The following is a 17593-nucleotide window of genomic DNA, read 5'->3' as shown; positions in this document are numbered from 1 at the left end:
AGGGCTTGCCCCGCTGTTCCCGATGAGCCTGGCTTTCCAAGCTCATATTCTGTGTCGGAGTGTAGCGCAGCCTGGTAGCGCACCTCGTTCGGGACGAGGGGGTCGGAGGTTCGAATCCTCTCACTCCGACCATTTCTCTTCTTCCAAGTCTGAAGATTTATCAACCTGCTTGCGCCGCCGATTTCGGCGAAACGACCTCGATCACCGGCGGGGTGATCGCCTCGCGCTCCGGCGACCTGACCCTTGAAACCGAGCGTCCGGAAACGGCGGATATCGACCTTCATCGCAAGGGCCGGCAGGTTTCCGGTTCGGTCGGCGTCAGCATCGGTTCCAATCCGGAAGGCAAGTCCAAACCGGGCATCACGGTGGAAGGGGCCTATTCCAACTCCGAAACCGAGGGTGTTTGAGCTGATGCAGAACCAAAATGGTGGTCCCATACAATGGTAAATACGCCTGCGAGGTTCCCAGATCAGCATCAAGGTGGCATCCATGGGACTGGGAGTGCTTTCAAAAACCTGATGCAGATGATTGGAAGACCATAACGATGTCGTTAAGTATCGAGGAAGTCGACAAAATTTTCTCTGAACTAAATCAGTTTCGAGTACCGGATGACCATCGTGGCAATGCCCAAAAAAATGAATTCTGGAAGATAGAAGAAGCTGAACTTGCAGATGCTGAAAAACGCATGGGGATCGTGATACCGCATGAACTCAGACGTTTTTATGCCAAAGTCGGGAGTGGCCATCTGGTACGAAGTCGCAAAGGGGTCCTACAGACCGATTATCTGAATATATTTGTGGACTTGCGACGCCTGAGTGAACTCTGGCTCCGTGAAGACGTGAGCTTTCAATACGATGCTGAGCTTATCGCCGACGGAGAACTCCCTTTCTTTGATATGGGGAGTTACAGCTATTTTGTCCTTAGACCACATTCAGCTAACCCTAACGCGGTCTATGCCCCATATGACAAAAAACCCGTTTCAAACTCATTCAACGAGTTTGTTTTGCAACTTTACCAGGACACAACATTCTATCTTGACCATGTGGGCGACTACGAAGTCTGAAGGGATTGAATCAGTAAAACAGACTGCTGACCTGAGCCCGAGCTAGAAATGCCCCTATGAGCACGGGGAGACCTGTCAAACCAATACGGATGTGACGGCGGGCGGCAACGTGTCGGTCGCAACCGGCCGGGACCTTGCCCTGAAGGACGCGCGCCAAACCGTCGGATATTAGAGATGAGCCTTGTCGAAGAAAAACTGATTGATCGTGCTCTCGAACTGGACCTCATCGACGATTTAATTGCGATGATGACAGGAGAAAGCCAGTACGCAGACGAAGAGGCGTTTAAGAAAATGGATATGAACTCCTCACGGCTCAGAGGGATGGCATTAAGTCACCTGCAGTTCATGAAAAAATTCGGCTATTGCGACGAGGAAAAATCAGTAAAGGAGGATGGATATATTCTTTCGAGTTATCCTGAGTATTTCAAAGCTTGGAAATTGGCGGGTTGTCCAGGTATTTCGATATACAAATTGGAGAAGTTGTTAGAAGATAGGTCTAAATAATAACGATGCTATATCAAAGTTGATCCAAGGTGCTGTAAAATTTCTGTAGAATCTAGATAATATTTGAATTAATCAAGTTGTTTAAATAAGTTTAATTTATATCTGGTGCGCACCAGAAGCAGGGCTGGAACCTGTTCGACTGGATTATTATGCCAGCACACGCGCAGACTATGTGCTCTATCTGTTTGGGGCTATTCACGGTGGAGCAACGAAAAGCCCTCAACAAAACCATAACGATATGTTCATTAACAGGTTTGGAGCAGACGGTTTCGGCAAACTTGCAGGTGAAAAAGTGGTTGGCAACATAACGATCTATCTACCATGAACATGCTTCTAGAAGTCGAAAAGAAAAGCCCTATACAGGTTTCGACCTTCTCCAAAGTTGAAAAGGCTTTGCGAAAACTGAGGAGCTACGGCCCACAGTCATATGCAAGCTTAACGAGGCAAGATGGCTCTTATCTGCAGGTTGCTGGTGGCGGAGTAACCTGTGTGTTGGAAATGAGAGACCCGCAAGCTTCCAAGCATTGGCGCGCTCACTTTGGACAAGCCAAAGTATCTTTTGAGGGCGAACAAACTCTAATGTTTGGTGGAGGAAATTTGAAAATATGGCCTGACGAAGTCCTTTTCACAGATGACGTAGTTGCGGTGTTTAAAGCCTTCTTTGATGGAGAGGCTCTCCCGAAAGAAATAAAATGGCGCGACATTTCTCAAGTCGTAGGTCTGGTTCGAATCTAACCGGGCCTGCTGGCGTGTCTGGCTCCCATCTTTGCAGCTTTTAACAACCGCATCATAGCACTTAAGGAGCCGGTGCAAGCGGCAGTCCAGCTCATCGGGTCCGGTAAATCTCGGTGCACCATTCAGCTCGCAATGCACCTGACCTGCTCCCCCGAAAACTCCGCCTTTTGAAACAACCTCCTTCCGAGCTCTCCTGTTACCCGGCCGGGCCGCGTCGAGCTTGCCTGTTCCGGTCATATCCCCGTTGCTTGATGTAGTCGCGCAGCAGGCCCACCCGGTTGGGGCGGAAGCTTTCGGTGCCGGGCGCCAGGGAGGCGATCCGGCTGACGTGGAAGTGGCGGTAGTCTTGCCGGAGGCGGCAATGGGCGAGCAGCAGCAGCGAGGTTTCGCTGTAGGACAGGCCCATCGGCCAGATTTCCCGGGTGGTCGTCCGCTCCTGCAGGTCGCGATAGGTGATGATCAGGCTGAACTCTTCCCAGCAGGCCTCGCGCAACAGGTCGAGATCCACCGTCACCGGGGGGCGCTTGTCCGGCTGACGCCAGCTGCGCATCACCGTGTGCATGGCCTGGCGGGCCTGCCGGTCGGGCAGGGTGGCGATGATGCGGGCCATGGCGTTGCGGCCGGCCTTTTTCAGTGTCTCGTCACCGATCTGGTCCAGCCCGCTTTGCGCCAGCATCAATGCCTCGATTTCCAGCCGGGAGAAACTCTGCGGCGGCAGCACGGGATCTTCGGTCAAGGTGTAGCCGACGCCTGCGGCCCCGTCGATCAGCGCGCCGCCCGCACGCAAGGTGGCGATGTCGCGGTAGAGCTGGCGCAGGGAAACGCCGGTCTCTTCGGAAAGGCGTGCGGCGGTGACCGGTTGGGGTAAGCGCCTGAGGGTATCCATCAGGCGCATCAGCCTGTCCATACGGGCCATTTTTGCTCCTGCCGTAAATTGTCAGCAGGGGGAAGCTATACCTTTGGCATCGCAAAGAAAAGGAGCTTTCCCATGATGACGCTTTACCATTCTCCCAACAGCCGCTCTTCAGCAATCGTGACGCTGATCGAAGAGCTGGGCGCCGACGTTGAGGTGAAGGAAGTGACGGTTCGCCGGCTGGATGGCACAGGCGAGCCGGATCCATCCAACCCGCATCCCGAAAAGAAGGTGCCCTACTTGGTGGATGGAGCCGAGGCGATCCGCGAGCGCGGCGCAATCATGCTTTATCTCACCGACAAGTTTCCCGAAGCCGGGCTGGGGCCGATCGAGGGGCAGCCGAAGCGCGGCGAGTATCTGTCCTGGCTGTTCTACTATCAGGGCGTGATGGAGCCGGTCATCATTCTGAAATTTGCGGGGCTTACGCATCCCGCGCTGGAGGCAAGCCTGCGTGATTATGACACGATGGTCGCTCGGCTTGTCGAAACGCTGGAAAAACAGCCGTATCTGCTGGGCGAAAACTATTCCGCCGTCGACCTCTTGTGCAGCGGTCCGTTCCTGTGGCTGCCGGATCTGATGCCGGACAACGAAGCGATCCGCGACTGGGTGAAGCGGTGCAGCGAACGCCCAGCCACCGTGCGGACATTTGAACGTGAGCGCAACGCGGCCTGAGCGACTGTGAACCTGAGTTGACTATTCGGCCTGACGGCTGTCCCGTCAGGCCGCATCTGTTTTACAAAGCGCAGAGGGGCTATAGGGCGTTGTTACTGCTCGCGGGGTGCTTGCTGCGCCGGCAGCGTATCAGCGTCTCTTGCCGAAGGTCGGTTTGCTGCCGATGATGTCCTGTCGGTTACGGCGCACGGAGGCGCGCTCGTCGGGATGCGGTTCGCCCATGTGGCGGCGCTGGAAAAAGTTGTCCGGGCTGTCGCGCCGATTGTCGAGTTCGTTTCTCAAAGCCTCTTCGGAGCTTTGCAGGACTTGTGCGCGCTGGGCCGCAACGGGCCGTTTCTCACCGATGAACTGCACGCCGCACCGCAGGCCTTCTTCCCATCGCCGTTCGCAAGTGACTTCATAATCTTCCAGGTCGATGTGCAGATCGAATTCCTTGGGCAGCATGTAGGCTTGCTCGAACTCCAGCAAGGCACCGCCGTCGGAGATATTGCGCACCACACAGGGAATCGAGCGAAGCCCGTTCTGAAAGACCATCTTGCCTTTCTTGAAGACGCGCGCCCGCCGCTCGCGCGGCAGGTGATCGCTTGCACTCTCATTCGCCGGATGGGGGGCGAAGGGTTTGGCGGCGTCCGACATGGATCTCTCGCATTCTCATTGATTCCAAGGGTACATTAGACCCCATTTGCGGCAAGTTTAGGCTCAAAGCCATTGCTAATCGGTGAATCCACGTATTTCGGGGCCCTGTCCGCACCGGGATTCGGGTCTTGTGAGGGGAAACAAAAGCTCCCATGCGGCGGTCAGAGAAAACGCAGCATTTTCTATTCAGCCTAAAACGTGGAACACCATTCCTTGAATTGATACACTCTCCTTTTCTATTTACGGGACAGCCACGCGAGCGAACAGCGCGGGGGGCAATTTTTCCCGGCGCAAATTGAGGCATTTATGACTGAAGACCAGATATTTTTCTTGAACCGGCTGGCACTGAGTGCCGGAGAGGAAATCCTCAAGATCTACGCAGAACCGTTCGAGGTCGAGAACAAGGTTGACGGATCTCCGGTGACCAAGGCCGACGCTGCGGCCGAGGAAATCATTCTCGCGGGTCTTGCTGAAAAGTTTCCCGATATTCCGGTTGTGGCCGAAGAAGCCGTTGAAGCCGGCAATCTGCCGGCGGCGGGCGCGCGCTATTTCCTCGTCGATCCGCTCGATGGCACAAAGGAATTTCTGAAAAAGAACGGTGAGTTCACCGTCAACATCGCTCTCATCGAAAACGGCAGACCGGTCTTCGGTGTGGTCTCCGCTCCGGCCCTTGACGAAATTTACTGGGGCGGGGACATCCAGGAGGGCGGTGGCCGTGCCACCAAGGCTTTCAAAGGCACCATCCGGGACGGCGGGATCACCGACATCACACCCATATCCGTTCGTACGCCGCCGGTGGATGGCATCAGCGTGCTCGCCAGCCGGTCTCATCTTTCGGAAGAAACCTCTGCCCTGATCGCACGGCTGACCGTCGCGGAGCAGCTTAATGTCGGCTCGTCGCTGAAGTTGTGCTGGGTTGCCGCCGGCCGGGCCGACTTCTATCCCCGGATGGCGCCGACCATGCAATGGGACATTGCCGCAGGCGATGCCATCGTGCGCGCCGCAGGCGGGGCCGTTGTTCTGGCGGAGACCGGCGAAGACTTTGTCTACCGCGTACCGGAAAACGCCGGCAAGGACGATTTGAGAAATCCATATTTTCTGGCGACGGGCTGCAGAAGCCTCTTGCGCGACGTGGCCCCGGCCGCCTGACGACTGGCAAATTGCGCGGGCAAGAAGCCCGTGTCCGATTTTTGATACGGTCGGTTCGCCGGCCAAACGGAAAAGCGAACATGAACATGCAATCTCACGGGCTCACACCCGAGCGCCTCAGCAATCTGAAGCGCCTTGAAGCGGAAAGCATCCACATCATCCGCGAGGTCGCGGCGGAATTCTCCAATCCGGTGATGCTCTATTCCATCGGCAAGGATTCCGGCGTCATGCTGCATCTGGCGATGAAGGCTTTCTATCCGTCCAAACCGCCGTTTCCGCTGCTGCACGTGGATACGACCTGGAAGTTCCGCGACATGATCGCCTTCCGCGATGAAACCGCGAAGCGCCTCGGCATGGATCTCTTGGTCTATACCAACCCGGAAGGGCTGGAAAAGAACATTAGTCCGTTCGAGCACGGCTCGTCGGTTCATACGCACATCATGAAGACCGAAGCGCTGAAACAGGCGCTGAACAAATACGGCTTCGATGCGGCTTTCGGCGGTGCGCGCCGGGACGAGGAAAAGTCCCGTGCCAAGGAGCGCGTCTTCTCCTTCCGCAATGCCAATCACGGCTGGGATCCGAAGAACCAGCGGCCCGAGCTCTGGAGCCTTTACAACGCCCGTGTGGCAAAGGGTGAAAGCATCCGCGCGTTTCCGCTGTCCAATTGGACCGAGCTGGATATCTGGCAGTATATCCTGACAGAAAACATCCCGATGGTGCCGCTCTATTTTGCCGCCAAACGACCGGTGGTAAACCGCGACGGCATGCTGATCATGGTCGATGACGACCGCATGAAACTGCAGCCTGGCGAAGTGATCGAGGAAAAGTTGGTCCGCTTCCGCACGCTCGGCTGTTACCCGCTGACCGGCGCTATTGAATCGGACGCCGACACGTTGCCTGCCATTGTTCGCGAAATGCTGATTGCCCGCACATCCGAGCGCCAGGGCCGCCTCATCGACAAGGATGAAAGCGCGTCAATGGAGAAGAAAAAGCGGGAAGGATATTTCTAAGATGACAATCGAAAACATTGAGGAAGCTGCAGAGACAGCCGTCACAGACTATATCCTGGCCCAGGAAAGCAAGGACCAGCTTCGTTTCCTGACCTGCGGTTCCGTCGACGACGGCAAGTCGACGCTGATTGGTCGTCTGCTCTATGACACCAAGCTGATCTTCGAAGACCAGCTTGCCGCGCTGGAGCGCGATTCCAGAAAGCACGGCACCGTGGGCGAGGACATCGACCTGGCGTTGCTGGTCGACGGCCTTGAGGCGGAGCGCGAGCAGGGCATCACCATTGATGTCGCCTACCGGTTCTTTGCGACCGAAAAGCGCAAGTTCATCGTTGCTGACACCCCGGGCCACGAGCAATACACCCGCAACATGGCCACCGGCGCTTCCACGGCCGATCTTGCCGTGCTGCTGGTTGATGCGCGCAACGGCCTGATGATCCAGACCCGCCGCCATGCCTTCATTGCGTCGCTGCTGGGCATCCGCCACGTTGTGCTGGCCATCAACAAGATCGACCTTGTCGGCTTTTCCCAGGAACGCTTTGAGGAAATCCGCAAGGAATTCGAAGTCTTTGCCAACGGCTTCGACTTCGAAACCCTGCAGGCCATTCCGATGTCGGCGCGCTATGGCGACAATGTCACCGGCCGCAGTGACAAGATGGAGTGGTACTCCGGCCCGACGCTTCTGGAACATCTGGAAACCGTGCAGGTGGGCGAACACGTGCTGGAAGCGCCGTTCCGCTTTCCGGTGCAGTGGGTCAACCGGCCCAACCTCGATTTCCGCGGCTATTCCGGCACTGTCGCCAGCGGCCAGGTTGCGATTGGCGACGAATTGGTGGTTGCCGGCCCCGCAAAGCAATCCAGGGTGAAGTCGATCATCGGTGCAACTGGCGAAGTCAGCTCGGCCCGGGCCGGCGAGGCAATCACCATTGCGCTGGAAGATGAAATCGACATCTCCCGCGGGGACCTTTTGACCTCCACCGCACATCGTCCGGAGGTGGCCGATCAGTTTGCCGCCCATGTCATCTGGATGTCCGACGAGCCGCTGCTGCCGGGGAGGTCCTATCTTCTGAAGATCGGTACCCGCACGGTGACTGCGACAGTCTCGGAGATCAAACACAAGATCAACGTCAACACCTTCGAGCATGTGGCCGGCAAGACGCTGACGCTGAACGAAATCGCGTTCTGCAATTTCTCGCTGTCCTCGGCGGTGCCGTTCGATCCCTATGAAGCCAACCACACGACCGGCTCCTTCATCCTGATCGACCGGATGAGCAACTCGACGGTTGGTGCAGGCATGGTCTGGTTCGCACTGCGCCGGGCAAGCAACATTCATTGGCAGGCGCTCGATGTCGACAAGGCGGCCCGTTCCGAAAAGCTCGGTCAGAAGCCGGCAATTCTGTGGTTCACGGGTCTGTCCGGCTCCGGCAAATCCACCATCGCCTCGATCGTGGAAAAGAAGCTGCACATTGACGGGCGGCACACCTACACGCTCGACGGTGACAACGTGCGGCACGGGCTGAACAAGGACCTGGGCTTCACCGATGCCGACCGGGTGGAAAACATCCGCCGTGTGGGCGAAGTCGCCAAGCTCTTTGCCGATGCGGGCCTGATCACGCTGGTGTCGTTCATCTCGCCGTTCCGCTCGGAACGTAAGATGGCGCGTGATCTTCTGGAAGACGGCGAGTTCATCGAGGTCTTTGTCGACACGCCCATCGAGGAATGCCGCAAGCGCGATCCGAAGGGCCTTTATGCCAAGGCAGACCGAGGCGAGATCAAGAACTTCACTGGCATCGACAGCCCCTACGAAGCGCCGGAAAACCCGGAACTTCATATCCGCAATGTCGGCCGGGACCCGGAGGAGGTCGCCGAAGAGATCATCGAATATCTGCGTGAGCACGGCTACCTGAACAGCTTTGGCTCCGACGGCGAGGGGATCTGACAAGGCTCCGGATCGGAGCGCGGCAGGGTGAAATGCCGCAGAGGACTGAAAAGAACCACCCGCGCGACAACGGCGCGGGTGGTTTTTCTTTTCCAGACGCTGATTGCGGATACCCGGCAAGGTGAGCGTGGATCTCGCTGATAAGCCCGCACACCCTCAGGCCGGCTGGGCATGTGTCACGCAGCCGCAATGCCTTTGCGATAAGGAAGACGCAGCTGGTGCGTGCCGCTGTGCCCGGTCTCCGAGGCGGTTCCGGCAGACTTCACCATTGCCGGTTCTCACGAAGCCTTTTAATACCTTGGGTGACGAGGGTGTGGACCCGTAAATGAAGATGCTATGGTTTGAGGAGGACCGATCCGGTCAAATCCGAAGGACATGAGAATGGATTCACCACATGTCGTCTTCATTTATGGGGGCACACCCCGACTGTCACGTTCTTGCAAAATGAATTTTTGATCGAAAGGCTTTGGCTAAATCATGAAAACCGTTCTGGTGACCGGCTCTGCCGGGTTTATCGGCTATTTCCTGTGCACCCGACTTCTCAAGGATGGCTTTCGGGTGATCGGCCTCGATGCCATGACGGATTATTACGATGTCCGCCTGAAGGAACGCCGGCAGCAGATGCTGATGCAGAACGAGCATTTCAAGCCGATAAACGACCGGGTTGAGGCGCCGGACCTGTTGATGTCCCTGTTCCGCACCGAGCGGCCGGATTTTGTCATTCATCTGGCAGCGCAGGCAGGCGTCCGCTACTCCATCGAGGCGCCGCGTTCCTACCTGGAAAGCAACATTTGCGGCACCTTCGAACTGCTAGAGGCGGCAAGAGCCTTTCCGCCTGAACACATGCTGCTGGCGTCCACATCGTCCGCCTACGGGGCCAACACCGAAATGCCCTATACGGAGACCGACAAGGCCGACCACCAGATGTCGTTCTATGCGGCGACCAAGAAGGCAACAGAATCGATGGCGCATTCCTATGCCCATCTCTATCACCTGCCAGTGACCATGTTCCGTTTCTTCACCGTCTACGGTCCTTGGGGCCGGCCGGACATGGCTCTGTTCAAGTTCACCAAGGCCATCCTCGAAGGCAAGCCCATCGACGTCTATAACTACGGCGACATGAGAAGGGACTTCACCTATGTGGAAGATCTTGTCGAAGGCATCCGGCTGTTGATGGATGCCGTTCCGGTTCGCCCATCCGAGGGAGAAACTGTACCGGAGGGCGACAGCCTGTCGCCTGTCGCCCCCTGGCGTGTGGTCAATATCGGCAATTCCACCTGCGTCCAGTTGACCGAGTTCATCGAAGCCATTGAAGCGGCCACCGGTAGAACCGCCGAACGCAACCTCATGCCGATCCAGGCCGGTGACGTACCAGCCACCTGGGCCAATGCGGATCTGCTGCAAAGCCTGACAGGCTACCGTCCGAAGACGACGGTGCAGGATGGCGTTGCCAGGTTCGTGACGTGGTATCGTGAGTATTACAGGATCTGAGACCTTCAGGAGCGCATCAAAGACGCTTCGAAGTTATCCAGAAAATCAAAGTGATCGGTGGGGTGGAAATCTGCGGCGTCCAGCGTCGACCGAAGGCCGTGAAGGCGTTGTTCAAAGGCGAATGCCGGCGCCACGAAGGGGTGCCCATGGGCAAGCAGGGTCCCTGCGTAGAGCACGCGCGCGGTTCGGCCATTGCCATCCTTGAACGGATGGGTGGCGATGAAGGCACCCAAAACGAAACACGCCAGATTCAATACCGACGGACCACGCTGCCCGGGAGCGCGTGCCGCGGGTACCTGGGAAAGCAGGGTCTGTGCCTGCGGGAAAACGAAATTGTAGAGAAAATACTGACCCGAAATCGTCCCGGGAAAGGCATGCTCCGGTTCGGCCCAACGAACGGCGGAATTCGGGAAGGTTACGTATGCCTCCGTTCTCAGAACCATGTTGTCTAAGTCTGCCGGAGTGAATCTTGGTGAACCCCGACGGAGGCGCGCCCGAAGGTGTTTCAGCTTTGCCGCCGCCCGGGACGCCATGGAAGGACTCGGTCCGTAATAGGTTTTCTTGCGGATGTAAGTCAAAGTTGCGGCCGTGAACATCTGACGATTGGCCGCGATGTGCCTGATGGCCGTTTCAATGTCCTGCTCGGTGATTGGGCAATGTTGAAGGTCCATGGATCCAGAGACATGTGCCACCCATTTGGCTGCCTTCACTGCATCTGCCATGTTGGCGCTGGCGTGATAGCTTGCCGGCGGCATCTGGTTGTGTGGCTGGGCCAGCTCCCGTTCCAGACAGCGGTTCATCGCCCTGCCAAAGATAGCCATTGTCTGGCGGCGGGCTCGGCTCAGCTTGACTTGTTCCGTCGCTATTCGGGTAGACGTATGCTGGACGATCTTCCGGAGTCGTTTCTGCTTTTCCTCGGCGCTCGCGTAAGTCGATGGCAGAATACCCTCGGCTTTCCAGGCCTCACTCGCGAGATGGTTCGCGTATTTTCCTGTCTTACTAGCGTAGATTGCAAAAGATCGATCTGCATTCAATGCGGCTTTAAATTCACTTTCGGTGATCCTGTGGATCATGCGGTTACTACCTCGTGAGGGCTCTCGAGCCAATGGTCAGGGTGAGACGCGACACCATGAAGGCGTCGGTCGGCGCCGGATCTAGGCGAAGAGCAACTCCTTTCCCTGTGACCGCAAACACAGGGAGCGACCTTTTGTACAACTGATGGTTCTTGGTGGGTTGTGGGGCCGATATCTTTCGCAGGATCGATGAAAACCGGGCTGACCGCCGGTCATTCGGCCATTGTCGGAGGGATCAGGTGGTTGCCGGCGGCTGGCACACGTCCACCCATTCGGCACCGGTGATTTCGGCCATCTGGTCCGGTGCGATCCGCACGGCGGCGTTGGTAGCGCCGGCCGCCGGAATGACCACATCGTATTCCTTCAGCGAGATATCGCAGTAGACGGGCAGCGGCTGGGCGAGGCCGAACGGGCAGACGCCGCCGACCGGGTGTCCAGTAAGGGTTTCCACCTCGTCGAGGCCGAGCATCTTCACTTTGCCGCCAAAGGCCGCCTTTGCCTTCTTGTTGTCCAGCCGGGCATCACCGCGGGCAACCACAAGAAAGATCCTGTCCTTGAGCTGAAACGACAACGTCTTGGCAATCTGACCGGGCTCGACTCCATGCGCCTTGGCGGCAAGGTCGACCGTGGCACTGCTGTCTTCCGTAACGATGACTTCAAGTTCAGGGGCGGCACTGGCAAGGTGATTGCGGACGCTTTCAAGGCTCATGCTACGGAAATTCCTCCTGTCGGATCAAACCGGACCGGCAAGGCGGGAGCGCACGATCTGCGCTGGGCCGGACCACAATTCGTGCATATCAATAATTTCATTGTGCTGTAAATTAATAAAACATTCATGGTATTCTTAAACGGATTTTAACCAATGACGACTTAAGCAGTGCAGTGTGTGGCTACGGTAAGAGGTTTCCCGTTAGCCATTGTTTTTGTTGTTCAAGGATTGCCGAAATGGCGAGAGCCGCCGCAGCCGTTACTGAAGTTGAGTCCTCTGGTATGAAGAGGCGGAAACAGGCTGATATTGCAGCTCGTCGGGACAGGTCTGTGAGTTTGCCATTTCTGGTGGCAAAAAATCTCCTCTTCTGGGGGACGATTCTGCTTAGCCTCTATGGCCTATATGCGGTGGTTGCCGCCATATAGGTTGCCGACGTCAGCTGCTCCTGAAAGAGCGAGGCCGCTACAAGATTGCGGTCATGTCATGTCTGACCCGGCCTGTATTTCATCTCATTTCTGCAATGGACTTGCTTCTGCCGCAGCCGGGACCATGCGTGCGTGCGCTGCTTCAGCTGTCGGCGTCCAGCCTGCCGCTGCCAAAGTGGTGCGCGGGGCGGAATGTGTCCGGCAAGGGCACTGCTGGTTCACGGCCGGTCATGTCGGCCACCAGAGCGTCCGCGATGAGATGAGCAATGCCGAAAGATATCTTGAAGCCCCCGGTTGCCGCGAAGGCGGTTTCGAAACCGGGCAGCTTTCCTGCAAGCGGGTCGCGCCTGTGGTTGCGCGGCCGGATGCCGGCCCAATCCGACAGCACCTGACGTCCCTGCAGTTGCGGGCAGAAGGCGGTGGCACGTTGCAACAGCTCGGCTGACCGCGTCGGTGACGGCTTTGCGTCTTCAAATTCCCGGTCGGATGTGCTGCCGATCGCCACGGTGCCGTCATCGTGCGGTACGACATAAAGCCCGTCACAGTAAATTGCAGGCCGGTCCTCCAGTCCCTTGCCCTCCAGAAGCAGGGCCTGGCCTTTCTCTCCCCGCCCGATCCGCTCTCCGGTCAGCGTCTCGATCAGGTCGAAGGCCGCAAATCCACCCGAAACAACGAATTGCCGAGTCTGAATGGAGGTCTGCCCGTCGGCGAGCACAACGGTTTGCGTTGCATCGTCATAACCGGTGACTTCAACACCTTCCCGCAAGATGCCGTTCTGACGGACAAGGCTGGCAAGGCTGGCGAGGTAGGCCCGGGGCGAGATTCGCGCGGCAAGGGTTTCATAAACGATGCCGAAAGGGGCTGAACTGGCATCAAGCCAGTCTGACCGGCTTCCGGCAGGTTCAACCTCATACGAAAATCCGGTTTCCTGCGGCCGCCAGCGCAGACGGCTTTCTTCCGCACGTTCCAGATGATGCTCCAGCTTGTCGGTTGTCGTCAGCGGCAAAATGCGGCCGAAGCGGCGATAGCCGCAGGAGAGGCCGGTCTGGTTTTCCAGCGTTCGAATTCGCTCTTCCAGACAGAGCAGTGCCTGGAACTGGAATTCCTTCTTGGGGTTCCAGCGTGCCGGCATATGCGGCATCAAGGCGCCCAGCACACCTCCGCTGGACCCGGCGCCAACATGGCTTTTCTCCAGAACCACCACCTTCAAGCCGGCCTCGATGGCCGCCCGGGCAATTGCCAGTCCGAAAATGCCGGCACCGGCGATGGCAACATCGAAAGGTTCGGCGTCGGTCGCTGCCATGGGCGGGGTCCTTTGAGATTGATTGATCCGTTTGGCTCTCTTATGAGAACGCGTTGTAAATGGCAAAGGCTGATGAGGTCGCCTGGAAGGAAAGCTCAAGATCATGTCCATCAAGGCACCGGATCTGGAATGGCTGCAGGGCGACGTGCCCCGGGCCGAAGGCTTCAACGACACGTATTTCTCCAAGGCAGGGGGGCTTGCCGAAACCCGTCATGTCTTCTTGCGTGGCAACGGCCTGCCGGAGCGGTTCGACGTTTGCGAGCGGTTCACCATTGCCGAGTTCGGTTTCGGCACCGGCCTCAATTTCCTCACCACCCTTGCGGCGTGGCAAGAAAGGCCCGACCGGCCGGAACTGACCTTCGTCACGTTCGAGCTATTCCCGATGACTGGCGAGCAACTGGCCCGCGCTCTATCGGCCTTTCCGGAGCTGCAGCCGCTGGCTGACGACCTGCTGAAGGCATGGTCTCCGGAACCAGGCTGGAACGGTCTGAAAATAGCCGGAGCCACCTTGCGGATCGGTATCGGCGATGCGCGGAAGTTGATCGATGAACTGCGCTGCGAAACGACGGGCAAACCGGCAGCAGGTGCGGAGCCGATGATACCGCCCGTCGATGCCTGGTATCTCGATGGTTTCAGCCCTGCACGCAATCCGGAGCTTTGGGAGGCCGATCTTCTGAAAGCCGCAGCGGATCTGACGACCTCCGGCGGAACGCTGGCAACCTACACGGCTGCCGGCTGGGTTCGCCGCAATCTTCAGGCTGCAGGCTTTGAAATCGAGAAGGCAGAAGGGTTCGCCGGCAAACGCGAAATGGTGAAAGGGCGAAAGCCGTAACGACGGCGTCAGGCCTCCGTCACCCGGCAACCGTCTCCTGCATCCACGCGCGGAACTTGCGCATGGCGCTTGTCTCTTCGCGCGACTTCAGCCAAGTCAACCAGTAGCTTCCCGTCAGCACACTCGTTTCGAACGGCTGCACAATGGCGCCGGACAAAAGTTGGCGGCTGAACATCGAAGTTGGCACCAGGGCGGCACCGGCTCCCTGCGCAACGGCTTCGACCATGGCCAGCGAACTGTCGAACATCCAGCCGCGTGCCCGAGGCGGGGGAAGCTGTGCCGCCTGAAACCACATGGCCCATTCGTCGATCCGATACGATCTCAGCAGGGGCTCGTTCACAAGGTCTTCCGGTTCCCGCAACCGCATCGCCGCTTCAGGGGAGCAGATCGGAGAAAGCGGGGCGTCCATCAGCTTTTCCGCATTGGTGGCATGCCAGGCGCCGTCGCCGAAGCGCAGGAAACAGTCGAGGCCGTCCGCCAGAATGTCCGCACGGTTGTTGTTGGTCTTCAGCCGCAGATCAATCTGCGGGTGGGCCTTGGCAAAGCCGGCTAGACGCGGCAACAGCCAGCCGGTTGCGAAGGTCGCAACCGCACCGACGGTCAGCACCTCCCGGTAGTTGCCGTCCTCGAACCGGCTGAGCGCTTCGCTCATCCGCCGGAAAGCATCGGTCAGCACAGGCAAAAGGGCCAGGCCCTCGTCGGTCAGGGCAACACCGCGCGGCAGGCGCTCGAACAGGGACACCTGCAGCACATCTTCCAGGGTCTTTACCTGATGACTGACGGCGGTTTGCGACACCCGCAATTCCAGTCCAGCCCGTGTGAAGCTGCACAGCCGGGCAGAGGCTTCAAAGGCCCTCAGGGCATTAAGCGGCAGTTTGGAGACGTCCATCCGGATTCCAGTATGGCCAAGTTTTATTCATGTCTAACCCCAGTATTCATCATTTGCGTTATATCTGAGGCAGCGGCACTGTTGCGGTGTCCCGAAGACGAATGGTGCGGGGGGCAACACGCCACACCGGATCGGGCCATTTGTATTCATCATTGGAGTTGAAGATGAACCCCTGGATACGCCGCAACGCGTTGACGCTTTCTCTTGCCCTTTTCGCCGGGGTTCCGGCCATAGCCGGATCTGCGCAGGCCGCCGGGTTCGATCCCGCACCCCTTGATAAAACCGTCGCGGATGCGGAAAACCGTCTGTCGGCCCGGATCGGGGTTGCCGTTCTGGACACGGAAACCGGCAAGACCTGGACCCACCGGGCAGACGAGCGATTTCCGCTCAACAGCACCTTCAAGGCCTTTCTGTGCGCCGCGCTTCTGGAAAAGGGCGAGCAGGGGGATCTTCAGCCGGAACACCGCGTGAAGATCCGCAAGGAAGACCTGGTCACCTATTCGCCGGTTACCGAGAAAAAGATCGGCTCCGGCGGCATGACCTATCTGGAACTGTGCGACGCGGCCATTACGATCAGCGACAACGCAGCCGCCAATCTGGTTCTTGAAGCCGTCGGCGGTCCGCAAGGTTTGACGGAGTATCTGCGCAGCATTGGCGACACCATTACCCGGTTGGACCGGGCGGAACCGACCCTCAATGAGGGCCAACCGGGCGATGACCGTGACACCACCACCCCGGCCGCTGCTGTCGCAACCTTGCAAAAACTGGTGCTGGGCGATGCCCTGTCACCCACGGCCAGAACTCGATTGACGGATTGGCTGCTGGACAACCAGGTTGGCAAGGCGACCCTGCGCGCCGGCCTGCCGGAGGAATGGCCGGTGGCGGACAAGACCGGGGCAGGGGGGAACGGCTCTCGCAACAACATCGGTGTCATCTGGCCCGATGACAGGAAGCCCGTGGTGATCGCGGTCTATATCACCCAGACCGCTGCCTCCTTCGATGACCGCAACAGGGCGATAGCCGATATCGCCGCTGCGCTCGCCGACAGTCTCCACGATTGAGTGTGCTCGTTCGGGTGGACGTCGAAATCCACCCGGACACCCTCGCTTCTGGAAACGTCCAGCCCGTTACCGGCGGAGGCTACCTTGTCCATTCCAGGACCCCTGTCTTACCGGCTGCTCGCCTTCGTCGCAGTCGCGGTCATGTCTTCGCTGGCCTTTGCAGCGGAGACGCACGAACAAAAGCGTGCCAGACGATGCGCCTACTACCAGGAGGTCGTTCGGGTGGCGTTCGAAAATGTCAGCCGTTCGCAGATGCGGCCAGGCTTTGTTGCCGAGCACGATGCCTTCATCGCCGGTGGCTGTTTCGCCGGGAAAGCCGTTTGCCCGAAAACACCCGCCGAGTTCGCCTTTGCCGACATCCTGACGATGATGACCGTCAGCGCAAACATGGGCAGCACCTTCACGCCGTTCAGGTGTCCGGCCGGCGGATCAGATTGAGACGGTGAAGTCTGGCCCGGATGCTTCCCGCACCTGAATGAAGACCACAACAGGGCTTTTGCCGATATCGCGAAGGAACGTGCCGCGAGCCTTCCCATTGCCTACCGGCTTCCAATCACATCAAGTCAGTCATAGAGAACCGCATGAAATTCAGCACAATATTCACCCTCATATTTTCGCTTTTCCTGCCCATCACGGCCCGTGCCACCTGTATTGAAACCACCGGTTCCGGTTTCATCCTCAAGGGTCCTGAGGCGACGGACGGGGCACGTGGTCTGACCTGGAAAAGATGTGCGATCGGCATGAGCTGGGACGCGGAAGCGAATACGTGTAGCGGAGAACCGCGCGGGCTCACGCTAGACGAGGCGCTTGCCTACGCCGAGCGGGAAGGGGGCGGCTGGCGCGTACCGACAGGGCCGGAACTGGAAACGCTTTACGCCGAGACCTGCGAAGGTCCGAAGATCGACACCGTCGCCTTTCCCAATATCACCGCGTCCGACTTCGGCGAAGGCGCGACCTTCTGGACTTCAACGGAAGCCATGCCCGGGATGTTCTATTTCTTTGATGTGACGAATGGCTATTTCGACATGCACAGCAAGGGCTACCATCTGTCGGTTTTGCTTGTGAAAGGCAGGCTTCTCGGTCCCGCTGCGAATTGACTGGTCCAGAACATGGCACGGCCGAACATGGTCATTGGAAGGCAGTTCCGAAAAGCAACTGCCCCGGTCCGAACGTTCGGACCGGGGCAGGCATT

At 58.1% G+C, this 17593-nt stretch carries 19 protein-coding genes and 1 tRNA gene; 14 read left to right on the top strand and 6 right to left on the bottom strand.

The annotated features are described in order from the left end of the window. The first annotated feature begins 55 nt into the window (after window positions 1-55). The 5 genes from FMN63_RS14180 (at window position 56) to FMN63_RS14160 (ending at window position 2302) form a co-directional block, all read left to right on the top strand. Window positions 56-132, top strand: a tRNA-Pro gene (locus FMN63_RS14180). Window positions 133-212: 80 nt separating this feature from the next. Beyond that, entirely contained in the window at window positions 213-407 is a 195-nt protein-coding gene (locus FMN63_RS14175) for a hypothetical protein (protein ID WP_148584605.1), read from the top strand. A gap of 137 nt (window positions 408-544) precedes the next feature. After that, entirely contained in the window at window positions 545-1063 is a 519-nt protein-coding gene (locus FMN63_RS14170; RefSeq protein WP_162530043.1) for an SMI1/KNR4 family protein, read from the top strand. Window positions 1064-1237: 174 nt separating this feature from the next. Then, complete coding sequence (locus FMN63_RS14165; RefSeq protein WP_148584603.1) at window positions 1238-1567, top strand: hypothetical protein; 330 nt, start codon at window positions 1238-1240, stop codon at window positions 1565-1567. Window positions 1568-1888: 321 nt separating this feature from the next. Then, window positions 1889-2302, top strand: coding sequence for a hypothetical protein (locus tag FMN63_RS14160; protein ID WP_148584602.1), 414 nt, complete (start codon window positions 1889-1891; stop codon window positions 2300-2302). Between the two features lie 196 nt (window positions 2303-2498). Here the strand turns inward: FMN63_RS14160 and FMN63_RS14155 are convergent, their stop codons facing one another. Continuing rightward, the gene (locus FMN63_RS14155) at window positions 2499-3218 is read right to left on the bottom strand and encodes a helix-turn-helix transcriptional regulator (protein WP_148584601.1); all 720 of its coding nucleotides are present in this window, start codon (window positions 3216-3218) and stop codon (window positions 2499-2501) included. Window positions 3219-3290: 72 nt separating this feature from the next. On the opposite strand from FMN63_RS14155, the gene FMN63_RS14150 reads away from it, so the two are divergent. Continuing rightward, window positions 3291-3887 (top strand): glutathione S-transferase family protein, encoded by a 597-nt coding sequence (locus FMN63_RS14150; protein WP_148584600.1) that lies wholly within the window; start codon window positions 3291-3293, stop codon window positions 3885-3887. Between the two features lie 129 nt (window positions 3888-4016). Here FMN63_RS14150 and FMN63_RS14145 read toward each other — a convergent pair whose 3' ends face one another. Continuing rightward, the gene (locus FMN63_RS14145; protein WP_148584599.1) at window positions 4017-4523 is read right to left on the bottom strand and encodes a PilZ domain-containing protein; all 507 of its coding nucleotides are present in this window, start codon (window positions 4521-4523) and stop codon (window positions 4017-4019) included. Between the two features lie 306 nt (window positions 4524-4829). Here FMN63_RS14145 and cysQ point away from each other — a divergent pair, with 306 nt between their 5' ends. The 4 genes from cysQ (at window position 4830) to FMN63_RS14125 (ending at window position 10109) form a co-directional block, all read left to right on the top strand. Next, window positions 4830-5672, top strand: a complete 843-nt coding sequence (cysQ, locus tag FMN63_RS14140; RefSeq protein WP_148584598.1) for a 3'(2'),5'-bisphosphate nucleotidase CysQ — start codon at window positions 4830-4832, stop codon at window positions 5670-5672. 80 nt (window positions 5673-5752) lie between these two features. Continuing rightward, window positions 5753-6682: a sulfate adenylyltransferase subunit CysD gene (gene cysD / locus FMN63_RS14135; protein WP_148584597.1), complete on the top strand. Its 930-nt coding sequence runs from the start codon at window positions 5753-5755 to the stop codon at window positions 6680-6682. 1 nt (window position 6683) lies between these two features. Then, window positions 6684-8618 (top strand): sulfate adenylyltransferase subunit CysN, encoded by a 1935-nt coding sequence (gene cysN, locus FMN63_RS14130; protein WP_162530042.1) that lies wholly within the window; start codon window positions 6684-6686, stop codon window positions 8616-8618. Window positions 8619-9095: 477 nt separating this feature from the next. Next, a complete protein-coding gene (locus tag FMN63_RS14125; protein WP_148584596.1) occupies window positions 9096-10109 on the top strand; it encodes an NAD-dependent epimerase/dehydratase family protein in 1014 nt (337 codons plus the stop codon). Between the two features lie 5 nt (window positions 10110-10114). Here FMN63_RS14125 and FMN63_RS14120 read toward each other — a convergent pair whose 3' ends face one another. The 3 genes from FMN63_RS14120 to FMN63_RS14110 all read right to left on the bottom strand — a co-directional run bounded on the left by FMN63_RS14120 (window position 10115) and on the right by FMN63_RS14110 (window position 13619). Then, window positions 10115-11182, bottom strand: coding sequence for a Fic family protein (locus FMN63_RS14120; protein ID WP_148584595.1), 1068 nt, complete (start codon window positions 11180-11182; stop codon window positions 10115-10117). Window positions 11183-11417: 235 nt separating this feature from the next. Beyond that, window positions 11418-11891, bottom strand: a complete 474-nt coding sequence (locus FMN63_RS14115) for a YbaK/EbsC family protein (protein WP_148584594.1) — start codon at window positions 11889-11891, stop codon at window positions 11418-11420. 567 nt (window positions 11892-12458) lie between these two features. Next, complete coding sequence (locus FMN63_RS14110; protein ID WP_148584593.1) at window positions 12459-13619, bottom strand: NAD(P)/FAD-dependent oxidoreductase; 1161 nt, start codon at window positions 13617-13619, stop codon at window positions 12459-12461. Window positions 13620-13722: 103 nt separating this feature from the next. Between FMN63_RS14110 and mnmC2 the strand changes: the two genes are divergently transcribed. After that, window positions 13723-14451, top strand: coding sequence for a tRNA (5-methylaminomethyl-2-thiouridine)(34)-methyltransferase MnmC2 (gene mnmC2, locus FMN63_RS14105; RefSeq protein WP_148584592.1), 729 nt, complete (start codon window positions 13723-13725; stop codon window positions 14449-14451). Between the two features lie 19 nt (window positions 14452-14470). On the opposite strand, the gene FMN63_RS14100 is transcribed toward mnmC2, so the two are convergent. Further along, the gene (locus FMN63_RS14100; protein ID WP_148584591.1) at window positions 14471-15340 is read right to left on the bottom strand and encodes a LysR family transcriptional regulator; all 870 of its coding nucleotides are present in this window, start codon (window positions 15338-15340) and stop codon (window positions 14471-14473) included. Window positions 15341-15504: 164 nt separating this feature from the next. Between FMN63_RS14100 and bla the strand changes: the two genes are divergently transcribed. The 3 genes from bla to FMN63_RS14085 all read left to right on the top strand — a co-directional run bounded on the left by bla (window position 15505) and on the right by FMN63_RS14085 (window position 17498). Continuing rightward, on the top strand, window positions 15505-16401 hold the full coding sequence (gene bla / locus FMN63_RS14095) for a class A beta-lactamase (protein ID WP_148584590.1): 897 nt from the start codon (window positions 15505-15507) through the stop codon (window positions 16399-16401). Between the two features lie 84 nt (window positions 16402-16485). Beyond that, entirely contained in the window at window positions 16486-16839 is a 354-nt protein-coding gene (locus FMN63_RS14090; RefSeq protein WP_148584589.1) for a hypothetical protein, read from the top strand. Between the two features lie 143 nt (window positions 16840-16982). Beyond that, the gene (locus FMN63_RS14085; RefSeq protein ID WP_148584588.1) at window positions 16983-17498 is read left to right on the top strand and encodes an Lcl C-terminal domain-containing protein; all 516 of its coding nucleotides are present in this window, start codon (window positions 16983-16985) and stop codon (window positions 17496-17498) included. Window positions 17499-17593 lie beyond the last annotated feature (95 nt).

Origin of the sequence: Stappia sp. BW2, from assembly GCF_008107695.1 — a bacterium.
Taxonomy (GTDB): domain Bacteria; phylum Pseudomonadota; class Alphaproteobacteria; order Rhizobiales; family Stappiaceae; genus Roseibium.
The sequence above is the reverse complement of the archived record's forward strand: the minus strand, read 5'-3'. Positions and strand labels throughout refer to the sequence as shown.

Bases quoted from the DNA above. Each gene is read 5' to 3' on its own strand.
- FMN63_RS14170 (WP_162530043.1), top strand. From the start codon at position 545: ATGTCGTTAAGTATCGAGGAAGTCGACAAAATTTTCTCTGAACTAAAT.
- FMN63_RS14165 (WP_148584603.1), top strand. From the start codon at position 1,238: ATGAGCCTTGTCGAAGAAAAACTGATTGATCGTGCTCTCGAACTGGAC.
- FMN63_RS14160 (WP_148584602.1), top strand. From the start codon at position 1,889: ATGAACATGCTTCTAGAAGTCGAAAAGAAAAGCCCTATACAGGTTTCG.
- FMN63_RS14155 (WP_148584601.1), bottom strand. From the start codon at position 3,218: ATGGCCCGTATGGACAGGCTGATGCGCCTGATGGATACCCTCAGGCGC.
- FMN63_RS14150 (WP_148584600.1), top strand. From the start codon at position 3,291: ATGATGACGCTTTACCATTCTCCCAACAGCCGCTCTTCAGCAATCGTG.
- FMN63_RS14145 (WP_148584599.1), bottom strand. From the start codon at position 4,523: ATGTCGGACGCCGCCAAACCCTTCGCCCCCCATCCGGCGAATGAGAGT.
- cysQ (WP_148584598.1), top strand. From the start codon at position 4,830: ATGACTGAAGACCAGATATTTTTCTTGAACCGGCTGGCACTGAGTGCC.
- cysD (WP_148584597.1), top strand. From the start codon at position 5,753: ATGAACATGCAATCTCACGGGCTCACACCCGAGCGCCTCAGCAATCTG.
- cysN (WP_162530042.1), top strand. From the start codon at position 6,684: ATGACAATCGAAAACATTGAGGAAGCTGCAGAGACAGCCGTCACAGAC.
- FMN63_RS14125 (WP_148584596.1), top strand. From the start codon at position 9,096: ATGAAAACCGTTCTGGTGACCGGCTCTGCCGGGTTTATCGGCTATTTC.
- FMN63_RS14120 (WP_148584595.1), bottom strand. From the start codon at position 11,182: ATGATCCACAGGATCACCGAAAGTGAATTTAAAGCCGCATTGAATGCA.
- FMN63_RS14115 (WP_148584594.1), bottom strand. From the start codon at position 11,891: ATGAGCCTTGAAAGCGTCCGCAATCACCTTGCCAGTGCCGCCCCTGAA.
- FMN63_RS14110 (WP_148584593.1), bottom strand. From the start codon at position 13,619: ATGGCAGCGACCGACGCCGAACCTTTCGATGTTGCCATCGCCGGTGCC.
- mnmC2 (WP_148584592.1), top strand. From the start codon at position 13,723: ATGTCCATCAAGGCACCGGATCTGGAATGGCTGCAGGGCGACGTGCCC.
- FMN63_RS14100 (WP_148584591.1), bottom strand. From the start codon at position 15,340: ATGGACGTCTCCAAACTGCCGCTTAATGCCCTGAGGGCCTTTGAAGCC.
- bla (WP_148584590.1), top strand. From the start codon at position 15,505: ATGAACCCCTGGATACGCCGCAACGCGTTGACGCTTTCTCTTGCCCTT.
- FMN63_RS14085 (WP_148584588.1), top strand. From the start codon at position 16,983: ATGAAATTCAGCACAATATTCACCCTCATATTTTCGCTTTTCCTGCCC.